Origin of the sequence: Halobacillus trueperi (genome assembly GCF_003386945.1) — a bacterium.
Lineage (GTDB): Bacteria > Bacillota > Bacilli > Bacillales > Halobacillaceae > Halobacillus > Halobacillus aidingensis.
The window spans coordinates 158,912-171,971 of sequence record NZ_QUAE01000008.1 but is presented as its reverse complement, the minus strand read 5'-3'; the positions used below and the strand labels follow the sequence as shown (position 1 = coordinate 171,971).

Here is a 13,060-nt window from a genome sequence, read left to right as displayed (position 1 = left end):
TGAGATTTCCCTTTGCTTTAAGCAAATAAGATCCCTCAGAGACGATGAGGTTGATAGGTCCGAGGTGGAAGCGTGGTGACACGTGGAGCTGACGGATACTAATGGATCGATGACTTATCTATCTGATTATAATCATTCGTGAATGGCAATTCTTTTTCAATAAAAGATGTTTCCTTATCCAGTTTTGAGGGTTCACCTGAACTTATGGGTATAAATAAATGTTCATATTATGGGAGCAAATCAAGTTTCCCACATTATCGCGGGGTAGAGCAAAGCCGTAACCTTCTTGAGTTACTCCATGGTAGGCTTTGTGAGGAGCGTATGCTTCACCGAATCACCTTGCAACGTGACGAACAGTCGAACTTTTTATATTATGGGACCAAAAAATTTTCCCACACTATCGCGGGGTAGAGCAGTCTGGAAGCTCGTCGGGCTCATAACCCGGAGGTCACAGGTTCAAATCCTGTCCCCGCAACCAATTATTTTTCTATAAACATCCATAATAAGTGAAAACAGCGATACTAGTTTTGAGAGTTTACTTCAAACTTTATATTGATGTGGTGGTGAAGGCGAAGAGGTCACACCTGTTCCCATGCCGAACACAGCAGTTAAGCTCTTCAGCGCCGATGGTAGTCGGGTTTACCCCCGTGAGAGTAGGACGCCGCCACATCATTCATTCGCCCTTCAGGATTTATTTCCTGAAGGGTTTTTCGTATGCTCATTTGAGTGTAGAGGGTGAGCCAGGGTGTTAAAAAATTCTTGCAAGTCCATCCGTTTATTAATGTCACCTTTATACCTTTCGTTATAGTTATTTTTATCGCAAGTTTGTCTTTCTACTAGCAAAAACGATTTTAGCTGGCTTGTATTCATTTTTCTTTTATTCGTTTTCGATGTGTCCATGATTGAAGAAAGAATGGCCACAATTAGTGGAAAGCCTACCGTCGATAATTTAAGAATCTCAGCACCTCCGTCGAATTAACATCCATGAAAACCTACATTTCTAGTATCCATAAACAATAAACTAAGAGGGAGTGTCTAGTTGGGGGCGCTTCTTCTTTTATATAAATCCACTCTTACATACGAAAGAGTTCGATTGAAAGAATAGTACCCTCTGATTTCTTTTAAATAGCGGTGTCGAAGAAACTCGGAGCTTAATCCTGTCTGTCTTATCATGTATAATAGGAAATAACTAAATTAAGGAAACAAAGGTGATCCAAATGAAAGAAAAAATGACACTATTGAGGGATCGTTTGAACGATTTGAGCCGCCGCAATCGTTCAATTCGGATGCTCAAGGTTTATAATAAATGGACGTTTGATTTAAATGAATTAGAAAAAGTGGATTTGGAGACATCCGGGATTGTGAATAACCTCGTTGATCAACGCTCACAGCGAATTGTTAAATCGAAGGCGGATGATGAAGAATCCATGGTTCTTTCGAATAAACTGACAACCCTGTTTAGGAACATCAATTCCATAGAGGAAGAGACAGGACTGTATGATTTTTATTTGGGATACCCATTTCTCGAGGGGTCCATGTCTGATGGTACATATGTGAGGGCACCGCTGTTTCTCTATCCTGTAAGACTCGAGCGGGTGAAACGGCATGGGGTCGAATGGCATGTAACCCCTATAGATGGTGAGGAACCTCAGTTGAATCGTTCGCTGTTTTTGGCTCTACAAAAGTTCAGTGGTCTCCACGTGACTGAAACGCTGTTTGAGGAAGCGGAAGAAAAGTCTGCTTCGAACGATTTATCAATGCTTGCTGAATGGTTGAAGAGCCACTCCCTCCAAACGGCAGTAGATGAAGATGAGTCGTTTACAAGAGTGAGAAGTTACACGAAAGAAGAAATCCCTACGTTTGCTAAAGGACGGTTCCGCCTCAAGAAACAAGCCGTGATCGGTCATTTTCCTCAAGGTAACTCTGCTCTATTGAAAGATTATGAAGAGTTTTTGAAGCGGATCGACGAAGGTGACACAGCCTTCGGTATGGTTTCTGATCTTTTGATGCTTGAAGGGGATGAATCTCCGCATGAAGTCGATAACCTGCCGAGTGGTGAATCGTCGTTCGAAGAGAAGCTCGAGAAAGAGAAGTCTAAATTTCTTGTGCTGGATACAGATGCTTCACAAGAACAGATCATCGAGTCGGTAGAGAAGGAGAAGGGTGTCGTCGTGCATGGCCCTCCGGGAACAGGGAAATCACAAGTTATTGTGAACATGATTGCAAATGCAATGGCTAATCAGAAAAAAGTACTTCTGGTAACACAGAAGAGAGCCGCGCTCGATGTTGTGTATCAACGAATGGATGCGCTTGGATTGTCCTCCAATATCGCTTTATTACATGATGAAAAGAACGATCGGAATGTTTTATACAAAAAGCTGCATTCACTTCTCTCTTCAACTGAAGGTTATGAGAAACTGGAAAAGGAATTGTCTGATATCTCGACTCGTCTTGTGAAAGCAGAGGAGAAGTTGAATGACATTGCCGGAGGTCTTTTTGAAGTGCAGCCTCATGGTTACAGAGCCTATGATTTATATGGGAAGAGTAAACCTGCAAAAGAGCAGGAAGCCATTCTTAAGCTTCAAGGTGTACTTGGTGATTTGGATAAGCATAATTTAGAAGATGTTCTGATGCATATCTTCTCTTATGCCCGCTACTACGACCGGTTCGGGCAAAAGGATTATCCACTCAAAGATCGCAAGTCGTTCAGCGCGCTTGAGATGAAAGACCGCGTAGAGATCATCGAGTTATTCGAGAAAATTATTAAAGAAGCGAGAGAAAGTAAGGAGCATTTAGAGCACTTCGAGGACGAATCCATCACACCCGAGTACAGCTGGCAGGTCGATGAGAAAATCGAGAAAATTTATGATGATTTGACGGCGGAAGAAAAGAAGACGCTGCAGAAACTGAGGTTGTGGGTTTGGACGAATTTCACCGGGAAGACGATTATCGAAGAGTTGCTGGATGGTGAAAAATTCAAAGGGACATCATCGAAAGATTGGCCGGTCCTCCGTAAGAGTCTTTCCATTTTATATGAACTCTCGAAAGTTTCGGAACGGATGAAGCATAACGTAAGTGAACTGAAGAATTACTTCTCAGAGGAGAGGGTCGACTATTTCCAAAAGAGAATTTCGGAAGGGGATATCCCCCTTTCCACACTGGAGACTCAGCTGAATTTCGTTACGGAAGATTTTGATGAACTAAGAGAAATGGATCGCATGTATGATGAAGGCTCGAAAGCCGTCCAGACCATGATTGATCAATTGAAGGAAAAAGAAATCTCAGCGGATTTGGAAAACCGATGGAAGGATATCGCGGAGCAGTCGGCCTATATCTATTGGATAGATGAGGCCGAACGCAAGCACCCCTCCTTATCCAAAGTAGGCACGAATGATGTAGAGTATACACGGCGTCATTTGAAAGAGTTGTTGGAGAAGAAACAGAAACTTTCTATCCGCTTGTTGCAGAACCAGATGGCGGAGGTGTTACAAGGTTTTCTGACCCATAATTCGAAAGTCGCCAAGGAGATCAGGCATCAAACAGGTAAGAAGCGGAAGGTCTGGCCGGTACGTAAACTTGTTAATGAATACGCTCTGCATGGTCTGACGGATATCATGCCTGTTTGGCTCGTTTCTCCAGATATTGTATCGGCGATTTTTCCATTGGAAGAAAACATGTTTGATTTGGTAATCTTTGACGAGGCTTCCCAGTGTACGGTGGAAAATGGGATTCCTTCGATTTACAGAGGTGAAAAAGTCGTTGTTGCTGGAGATGAGAAGCAGCTGCCGCCTTCTTCCTTATTCAAAGGGAGTGTAGAGGTGGATGAAGACGACGAAATCGATGATATTGAAGAATCAGAAAGTCTCCTGAACTTGACGAAACGTGTTCTGCCAAGTCACCTTTTGGAATGGCACTACCGATCGAAATCAGAAGAGCTGATCAATTTCTCCAATCATGCTTACTATGGCGGGAATATCCAGATTGCTCCCAACGTTCACCATTTGAAAGATCCAGCCTCTTTGCAATGGCATAAGACAGATGGACGTTGGTTGAATCAACGCAATACGGTCGAAGCGAAGTACGTCGTTCAACTTTTGAAAGAAAAATTGATTGAAGATCATACCAAATCGATTGGGATCATCACGTTCAATGCGAAACAACAAGAGGCTATAGAAGATGAGATTGACCGACTATCCGAAGAGGATCAGGAGTTTGCTGTCATTTATGATCAGGTCATGGGTAAAGATATGGATGAGCGTGTGTTTGTTAAGAATATCGAAAACGTTCAAGGTGACGAACGGGACATTGTAATCTTTTCCATAGCCTATGCGAAAAATGAGGAAGGCCGTGTTTATAATCGATTCGGCTCTCTCGGGATGCAAGGTGGAGAAAATAGGTTGAACGTGGCTGTCACAAGAGCGAAGCAGGAGATTCATCTCGTTTCCAGCATCGAACCTTCTGAATTAAATGTCACGAACTCCAAGCATGACGGTCCAAGGCACCTTAAAGCTTACATGGAGTATGCCCAAGCCGTATCCAAGCTCAAAAAGGAACGTATTGAATCCGTATTGACAGATTTGAATGAAGAAATGAACACAAAAAGACAGAATGACAGCCTGCACTTTGACTCTCCATTTGAAGAAGAGGTCTATAACAGCCTGACGAAAATCGGCTATAAAGTCGATACTCAAGTCGGTATGTCCGGATACCGCATCGACATGGCTGTTGTGCACCCGCAGAACCCGGACCGCTATATTCTAGGCATTGAATGTGACGGTGCGATGTATCACAGTGCCCCATCCGCACGGGAACGTGATGTTTATCGCCAACGATTCCTTGAAAGTAAAGGGTGGACGATAGCTAGAATATGGAGTAGAAGCTGGTGGAAAGATGCTCCTTCGGAAGTGGAGCGGATTGATCAAATGGTAAGGAAAATGGTAGAGGAAGAAAGAGTCAGAGAGGAAGTCAGAACTAGCTGATATTTATAAGTGCTCGTGGAATCAAGGGCCTTTCGCGTTAGTAGGGTGATGAGGTTCGCACATCACACTCTATAAGTAAGTGCTATATTTAAGAACATTGTGCCTAATCTCCACCGCGGTACAGCGGTGGGGGTCAGGCATTTTTTCAGAAGGGAGTAATGAAATGAATTCTAAAATACCTAAAGACTTACCAATAAAAGGATCGGAGGCCACAATCGTTGAGTTTTGGAGTTGGGCTTATTCAGATTTATTAAGTAACACTAATAGAGGGATATTAGCTGAATTTTTAGTGGGGAATGCTTTAGGACTAACAAATGTACCTAGAATTGAGTGGGACAAAGCGGATTTTGTCTATAATGGAAAATTTATAGAGGTAAAATCATCTGCTTATATCCAAACATGGAAAGAGAAGCAGCCTTCAAAGATTATTTTTAATATATCTAAAGCAAGAGCTTGGGATTCCTCAACAGGAGAAATGAGCTCTGAAGCACAAAGGAATTCGGATTGTTATGTATTTTGTGTATTTGCTGATCAGGATAAATCAGACTATGACATTCTAAACGTCAATCGATGGGATTTTTACGTGCTCTCAACTTCATTCCTTAATTATTACTTTCCTGAACAAAAATCTATTTCGCTTTCAACTATTCAAAAATACTGTGAGCCTGTAAAGTATAGGAATTTAAAGGAGAACATTGATAGTATTATGGGTTCACAGGTTAAATAGGATGGGAAAATGATTGAACCACAGTGTTTTAACAAAGTCTAGATGTTGGTGGAGAATGAAGGTTACTACAAAGGGAAGATGAAAGAAGAAAGAGGATAATTTATGACTGAGTCTTTTCCAAAAACTAGTGAAGATAAATTATTGAATAAGTATTTGGAAGAAAAAGGAGGGCATTTATTTCTAGAGGTTCCTATTGGATCTAATAGAAGAAATGACATTTGGCCAACAGGTTCAAAGGTGAGAAGATTTGATGGTGTGGTCTTTCCTGGTAATACTTGTAATATTTATAATTACAAGAACTATCAGGATAAATTTAATTCATTAATCACGTTTAACTATGAATTAGAAGTAATAGAAGTTAAGAATAAGCTTAATAGGTTAGTGATAGGTCAAGTTATAGCTGGATATGATATGTTGAAAAGGGAATATGCTGGCAAATCAATTAATTGTAGGATAATATGTTCTGAAGGTGACCCTGCCCTTGAGTGGGTTTGTAAACAAAGGAATATTAAGGTCAGTATCTATGAGAGTTAGATATTCTTTTTTGTAGAGTATTATTTTGAATGATCTATGTTTGCTACTTTGAAACGACATGATAATTCATATGAAGAGCGGGGACAGTTCTTGTGCTTACTAAGTATATAATTGATAAAAGATTTTTACAGGAGAGGAGAGGCATTTGGGCTTTTCTCTCTTTTTTGGCTGTGCTATAAATGGGAGGTCATCCTGCACCTAGAAAAGGCCCAAAAATCTATTCTTGCTTCATGTTACATAGGGAACCTTATGTTTTTATCATGAAAGACTCGTTTTAGATTTGAAACGACCTTAAGGAAGCACTGGAACCGTCCCTGCGCTTCCACTATTGTGCTTGTCTGAAGGGTAAATAAAAGGATAGAATAGGGGAAAGAAAATGGAATCATAGATGATCCATTTAGTTCAAAGGCATAGCCACAGATCATAATAGCATTTGTACAAGGAGCTCAACAATTAGCCGGATTTTCAGGGGCCCTTGACTTATGATGACATGATGGTTCAAATCTGATAAATAAATGAAGACTATGAACAAGCCTGGAATCAGGTGAAAAAGTTTGGTTTTAAAGCATATTCACAGTTTACAAACCATGGAAAGGAGGAAGGAATGTGAAAAATCCTGTAGTCATTGTTGGTGCTGGTTTAAGCGGTCTGCGTGCTGCATCTCTACTTGCTGCCCAAGGCGTAGAGTGTAAGGTGCTGGAGGCACGAGATCGGATTGGCGGTAGGGTCTTGAGTACTTCAGATCCAAATAGACCTGACCTGGGCAAATTCGACCTCGGCCCTACTTGGTACTGGCCGCAATATGAAAGCACGATTACCAACCTTGTTCAAGAACTGAATCTAGAAACGTTCGTCCAGCACACAAAAGGGGCGATGCTTTCAGAACGATCCCAAAACATGTCGCCAGAGCGTTTTGTGCTTCCGGAAAATTCGAATGAAAGGTCAATTCGCCTCAAAGGCGGGGTGCAGTCTCTGATCGATGCTGTAGAAGATACGATTCCTTCCGGGTTCATTGAGCTTGGAACCCGAGTTACAGCCATTCAACTTGATAAAGATGGGGCTATTACTGTGGAAGCAGACATTAAGGATAGAAGGAGAAAAAAAGTTTCAGCAAGTGCTGTTATCTTAGCATTACCACCACGGATGGTGGCGCATCATATTGATTTTTCTCCTTCACTCCCTCAAGATACGATCAATGACCTAATAAGCAAACCTACGTGGATGGCTGGACAAGCCAAAGCAATAGCAGTCTACGATCGTCCCTTTTGGAGGGAGGCAGGCCTCTCTGGATTTGCAACAAGTTGGGTGGGACCGTGTTACAAGAAATCCATGATGCTTCTCCTGAAAAAGGGTCTGGTGCATTATTTGGATTCTTCGGCATGCCACCGAAAGGGCGCCGGGAAATGGGGGAGGATCAAGTGTTACAATTGGTCATCGATCAATTGGTCAGGCTTTTTGGAACCTCCGCTCAAAACGTGAGGGCGATCCTATACAAAGATTGGTCCAAAGATTCCGAAACCGCTGCTGAGGAAGATTTAGAGCCGCTCAGAGATTTTCCGAGCTATGGTCTACCAGAGAAAAAAGGGGTATGGGAAAAGAAAATTATATTTTCTGGTACAGAGGCCGATTCAGAGTCTGGTGGCCATCTTGATGGTGCCCTCCTGGCAGCTGAAAAGGCAGTTAATGAAATCAATATTCTAAATAACAACTTTTGAATGAGTATTAGAAAGACGCGTAGGAGATTCTTTTTGTAGTAGCCTAGTAACAAACGTCCGATTGTCTTATACTCGTGAACGCCCCATTCGAAACTAAAATATGACCGGACAATATTTATAAAGAAAAAACCAATCTACCGCCATAGATTGGTTTTTTCTTTTGAGATATCTTTAAGTATAGGTTTTCTTTTAATGGAGTTTTTATTGTAATGTCTTAACATTAGGATAAGATCATCACGGTCCAGCAACTTCACTTTGTTTTTATGTGCTTGTACAATGGCTGCATTCGTATAGAATTGATTGGTTATGACCCACCTCTTATTGGCTTTATAATACCCTGAAGCACCAACTATTTCATTTACGGCTGATATTCCTATATTGTTAGAGGACCTTTTCGCTTGGACTACAATGACATCTGATCCTTTTCTTAAGACAAGGTCTGCTCCATAATCACCAGACTTAGGAGTTCGTTTTACATCATATCCTTCACTTCTTAATAAGTGAGAAAGGACTGTTTCAAACTGAATACCACTCATTGAATCGATTTCTTCCATTAGATCATTCAATTGATTGCTGTTATAGGATAAGTTGTTGTATTTCTTCAGAATTATTTTAATGACCAAAAAAGCTAAGTAAATAACCGAATAAAGAAAGAAAAGAAGGAATGAAAGATATATGATTCCATCAGTAGGAAATAGACAAACAACACAGTAATAAAGCAAGTTTGAAATTCCAATGAATTTCGCCTTCTCTGATAATGACCAGTACTTGAATTGTTGTATTTTTTTCCATTGCTTTATGTAGTATTTAAATATTTTAATCAACCACCTTATATAAGATCAGATGGTATTTTGCCCAATGATTAGGAGATTATACTGGTTTGGAATTACTCTTGCCGAAATGGATGAAAGTAATAAAAAATAGTGCCTGACCCCCACTGCGCTGAAGTGTTAACGTGGTGGGGGTCAGGCACGAACATTAGCACTTGCAGGCATGTACGGTCCTTCTTCCGTTGACATCCAACAACATTTAGACCGCATGTATGGCTCCCGTTTAAGTCATGCGACTCATTTAGTCTGGGCAACAGGTGGAAGTTTGGTGCCAAAAGATATTATGGAAGGTTTTGTTTCTAAAGGGACATCATTTCTTCGTCAGGAAGAATAGAAAAAACGAACCTGTTGTAGTCACCCTCACGGCACAACTGTGAAGAGCGGGGATGGGTCGGCGCTTCCTGATTAAAAAGGCCTGAATGAAAGTGTCCGCCCCCAGTGCGTTAACACTTTAGCTAAGCGGGATCAGGCACTGATAATTTTAAATGACCAACACTTCCATTCAATAGATATATTCTATCTAATAAAAAAACACTGCAATCTTATCTTTAACGATTGCAGTGTTTTGAATTTTACTATACTATGCAGAGATTTCTTCGCTGGCACGTGTATTTCCCTTATAGATAAAGTAAAGAGCAATAATCATAAAGAGTAATGCAAAACCACGTTTCATATCCAAAGGAATTACTAAACTGTTGAACCAACCGAAATTATCAATAAGAATACCGATGACAAGCTGACCGATGATAACCGTAATATTGGTTGCAATGACCCCGATTTTAGGGACAGCGGCTATTATGAAAAGTAAAAACAACACACCTAAAAATACGGCGCTTAATTGCCATTTAGGTACTTCTACAATGGCAAGCAAATTTCCATGACCAAAGAATAGTATAATAATTGCTAGAAACATGGTTCCAGTCAGAAAAGTTAACAGGGTCGTTTCGATGGTTCCTGCTTTACGACCGAATGTACCATTAACAGCTGATTGTGCGCTTAATGTGAGACCACCTAAAAAGGTGAATAGAATCATTAATATACCCATTTCGAGACCTCCTAGTAAACTAAAATAAGTGCTATAATCATTGAAATAACAGCGAATATTTTTTCTTTATTGACTCTGGATTTCTTGCTTCCAAGCCAACCATAATGTTCAATCACTATACTCATTACTAATTGACCAATAATTACTGCAACCATAGTTATTCCGACACCGACAAATGGAACACTTATAACAATAGATGTTAAATAGACAACTCCCAAGACACCCCCAAGCAGTGTCCATTTAGGTGCTTCAACGATATAAGAAAATTTCCCTTTTCCAAAGAATAGCCAAAGTAATCCGAGGATGATCGAACCAATAAAGAAGTTATAAAAACTAGTTTCCAGTTTTCCTATCGTTTTTCCTAATTCACCATAAATAGCTCCTTCAAAACTAAGCGCTGCTCCTGCCAATAACGCTAATATATATGAGATGTAACGCATGGAATGAATTCCTCCTGAGATCTTTATATTTAAATATCTAGAATAATCGATATATTATATTAAAAAAGAAACAGAAATCAACCAACTCAGATTTCTGTTTTAAGGTATTCAGCAAACTGACGAATGGCTTCTTCATTTCTTCGATAGTATGTCCACTGGCCATAACGGACAGATTCAAGAAGACCAGCTTTCTGCATCATCGTCAAGTAGTGAGATACCGTAGATTGAGAAGCTTCGGCTTTTTCTTGAATGTCACCTACACATACTCCCCCTTTATAACTTACCTCCTTTGGCAGGTGAGCGCCTTGTTTAGGAAAATGCTTCTCCGGTTCCTTCAGCCACTGTAAAATGTTAAGTCTAGTTTTGTTGGATAAAGCCTTAAATACATCAATTGGTTCCATAAACCATATTATATATCGGTTTTTATCGATATGTCAATTTAGCAGATATTAAATAAGAGGTGGAACCATAAAATTCAGGGAAGGTTCTAAAAAAGATTGCCCACTTTAGCCATATAAAGCAGACAGTCTTTTAATAATTTGGCAATATCTAATAGAAGAATTTCCTCATTTGCGTCTTAAGAGGTGTAACAAAGCCTGCACAAGAGCTGCAGTCACTCATGCCTCTCTATCGATTACCAAAGCCAAAATTATTTGGATGTGCAGAAGAAGTAGCAGATCAAATTCAACCCTGGTACGAAGCAGGAGTATCCTGCAGGTTTCGTGCTTTTATCGATTTAGTCGTTGCTATGTGACAAGAAAAAGGAATTTCCCGTGTGCGCTTCCTGAGTAAAAAGGCCTGACCCCAAGTGCTCTTTTTAGCGGAGTGGGATCAGGCATTTTTAATGTCTATATTTATCTTCTGAAATTTCCTATGACTTCTACCGTTTCACTGACACTAACAAATGCTTTGGGGTCAATACTTGTAATCAGTGATTTAACTAATGCAAGCTCATAACGCGTAATAACCGTATAGAGCACTTTACGTTCTGTGTTTGAATATCCACCTTGACCGTACATGACAGTGATGCCACGGATTAAATTATCCAGCAGCTCACTTTTCACTTCTTCCCCACGATCGGATACAACCATTAAGCTAAGCTTCACATGGCGGGTATGAACACGGTCGATAACTATTCCAGTAATATAAATGGATATCATGGTGTACAGAGCTAATTCCCATGAAAAAACAAAGCCGGAGATAAAAACAACCACACTATTGATAGCAAAAATCAATACTCCTAACGGGATATCACGCTTCAACGTGAGGAGAAGCCCAATAATATCAGCTCCACCACCGGATCCGTAAAACCTGATGATCAAACCAATGGATCCACCAGCAATCGCTCCTCCGAATACACAGGCTAACAAGGCATCTTCGGTTACTTGAGTGACAGGGAGATATTGCATCGTGATGGAGGTGACAACTACGGAAAATATGCTATTCGCAATAAACTCTTTTCCCAGCTTCATCCATCCTAGAATAAAGATCGGGGCATTCAGAACCACTAACCAAATACCCGCACTTATAGGAGTAAGTATCCCGAACACCATAGCCAGCCCGGTCACCCCACCTGTTAAGACTTCATTGGGGATCAAAAACAGGTTGAAGGCTGCTCCTAAAATGATGGAGGCGGCAAATAGTACTGATAAATTTTTCAAGCGACTCATGAAAACACTCCAATTCATGCTATAGAAAATACTAAATGAATTCTAGGGGCCATGAATTTGAAAGTCAATGATATTTTAATTGATAAGTTTTTCAGGAATGTTTTGACAATGATTCAGAACATGTTACGATATCAGTGAAATCAAAAAACATAGACGATCCACTAGGGGTGCCTTCTCACAAGGCTGAGATTAAAGTGTAGCTTTAAGACTCTTAGAACCTGATCTGGTTGATACCAGCGTAGGGAAGTGGCGGTTACGTGTATCTTAAGCTACATATAGATGTTTACACATGAAACCACTTTCTTTACGCATATGAAGAAAGTGGTTTTTTTAGTGTCTGGAAATAGATGCATAGAGTGCTTGCATCTTATTTCTTTTTTCCTTGACCGTGGATCGTCGGGAAAAGGAGAGATTGATCATGAAATTTTCACAACAGATTCGCGACGCGGTGAACCCCATTTGGGAAGCAAGTTTCAACCATCCATTTGTCAAAGGGATTGGAGAAGGGACGTTATCCCTCGACCAGTTCCGCTACTATGTCCTTCAGGATTCTTATTATTTATCCCATTTTTCCAGAGTCCAGGCGATGGGAGCGGCAAAGTCCGAGGACATGAAAACGATGGCCAGTATGGCATCTCATGCTCAAGGGACGTATGAAGCAGAGATGGAGCTTCACGAGAACTTTTCAAAAAGGCTCGGAATCACAGAAGAGGAGCGCAACCAGTTCACTCCTTCTCCGACGGCGTATGCGTACGCCTCCCATATGTACCGGGGCGCCTACCATGGGGATTTGGGAGAGATTATCGCTACGATTCTTCCGTGCTATTGGCTTTATTATGAAGTCGGGGAGCACTTGAAAGATCATCAGCCGGAAGAACCGATTTATCAGGAGTGGATCGGCACCTATGGCGGGGATTGGTTCCGGACGCTCGTAGAGGAGCAGATCCAGCGGCTGGATGATCTGGCGGAATTGAAATCGGAAGCGGGCCGTGAGCGGATGAAAGAGTTGTTTGTGATTAGCAGTCAGTATGAATACAAGTTTTGGGAAATGGCTTATGTCATGGAAGAATGGCCGTTTGATATGAGAACTTCTCTCTTGGCAGGGAAAGGAGAGTGAATC

At 40.9% G+C, this 13,060-nt stretch carries 9 protein-coding genes, 1 tRNA gene, 2 rRNA genes, 1 pseudogene and 1 riboswitch; of the genes and pseudogenes, 8 read left to right on the top strand and 5 right to left on the bottom strand.

The window, feature by feature from the left end:
* The 7 genes and pseudogenes from DYE48_RS12090 to DYE48_RS12060 all read left to right on the top strand — a co-directional run.
* A 23S ribosomal RNA gene (locus DYE48_RS12090) occupies window positions 1-122 on the top strand; the annotation flags it as partial.
* A 279-nt stretch (window positions 123-401) separates the two neighbouring features.
* Window positions 402-478: transfer RNA gene (locus tag DYE48_RS12085), tRNA-Met, on the top strand.
* Between the two features lie 78 nt (window positions 479-556).
* Window positions 557-670, top strand: a 5S ribosomal RNA gene (gene rrf, locus DYE48_RS12080).
* Window positions 671-1,217: 547 nt separating this feature from the next.
* Window positions 1,218-4,979, top strand: a complete 3,762-nt coding sequence (locus DYE48_RS12075; RefSeq protein WP_115823850.1) for an AAA domain-containing protein — start codon at window positions 1,218-1,220, stop codon at window positions 4,977-4,979.
* A gap of 163 nt (window positions 4,980-5,142) precedes the next feature.
* On the top strand, window positions 5,143-5,706 hold the full coding sequence (locus DYE48_RS12070; RefSeq protein WP_115823849.1) for a hypothetical protein: 564 nt from the start codon (window positions 5,143-5,145) through the stop codon (window positions 5,704-5,706).
* A gap of 102 nt (window positions 5,707-5,808) precedes the next feature.
* A complete protein-coding gene (locus DYE48_RS12065) occupies window positions 5,809-6,240 on the top strand; it encodes a hypothetical protein (protein ID WP_115823848.1) in 432 nt (143 codons plus the stop codon).
* Window positions 6,241-6,846: 606 nt separating this feature from the next.
* Window positions 6,847-7,955: pseudogene (locus DYE48_RS12060) on the top strand (flavin monoamine oxidase family protein).
* A 134-nt stretch (window positions 7,956-8,089) separates the two neighbouring features.
* On the opposite strand, the gene DYE48_RS12055 reads toward DYE48_RS12060, so the two are convergent.
* The 5 genes from DYE48_RS12055 to DYE48_RS12035 form a co-directional block, all read right to left on the bottom strand.
* Window positions 8,090-8,521: a restriction endonuclease gene (locus DYE48_RS12055; protein ID WP_244199416.1), complete on the bottom strand. Its 432-nt coding sequence runs from the start codon at window positions 8,519-8,521 to the stop codon at window positions 8,090-8,092.
* 844 nt (window positions 8,522-9,365) lie between these two features.
* Window positions 9,366-9,830, bottom strand: a complete 465-nt coding sequence (locus DYE48_RS12050; protein ID WP_089652952.1) for a DMT family transporter — start codon at window positions 9,828-9,830, stop codon at window positions 9,366-9,368.
* A gap of 11 nt (window positions 9,831-9,841) precedes the next feature.
* A complete protein-coding gene (locus DYE48_RS12045; RefSeq protein WP_089652953.1) occupies window positions 9,842-10,270 on the bottom strand; it encodes a DMT family transporter in 429 nt (142 codons plus the stop codon).
* Window positions 10,271-10,356: 86 nt separating this feature from the next.
* Window positions 10,357-10,671: an ArsR/SmtB family transcription factor gene (locus DYE48_RS12040; protein WP_115823847.1), complete on the bottom strand. Its 315-nt coding sequence runs from the start codon at window positions 10,669-10,671 to the stop codon at window positions 10,357-10,359.
* Window positions 10,672-11,124: 453 nt separating this feature from the next.
* Window positions 11,125-11,940 (bottom strand): YitT family protein, encoded by an 816-nt coding sequence (locus tag DYE48_RS12035; protein WP_115823846.1) that lies wholly within the window; start codon window positions 11,938-11,940, stop codon window positions 11,125-11,127.
* A 153-nt stretch (window positions 11,941-12,093) separates the two neighbouring features.
* A riboswitch (TPP riboswitch) is annotated at window positions 12,094-12,202 on the top strand.
* Window positions 12,203-12,358: 156 nt separating this feature from the next.
* On the opposite strand from DYE48_RS12035, the gene tenA reads away from it, so the two are divergent.
* Window positions 12,359-13,057, top strand: a complete 699-nt coding sequence (tenA, locus tag DYE48_RS12030; RefSeq protein WP_115823845.1) for a thiaminase II — start codon at window positions 12,359-12,361, stop codon at window positions 13,055-13,057.
* The last annotated feature ends 3 nt before the right edge of the window (window positions 13,058-13,060 follow it).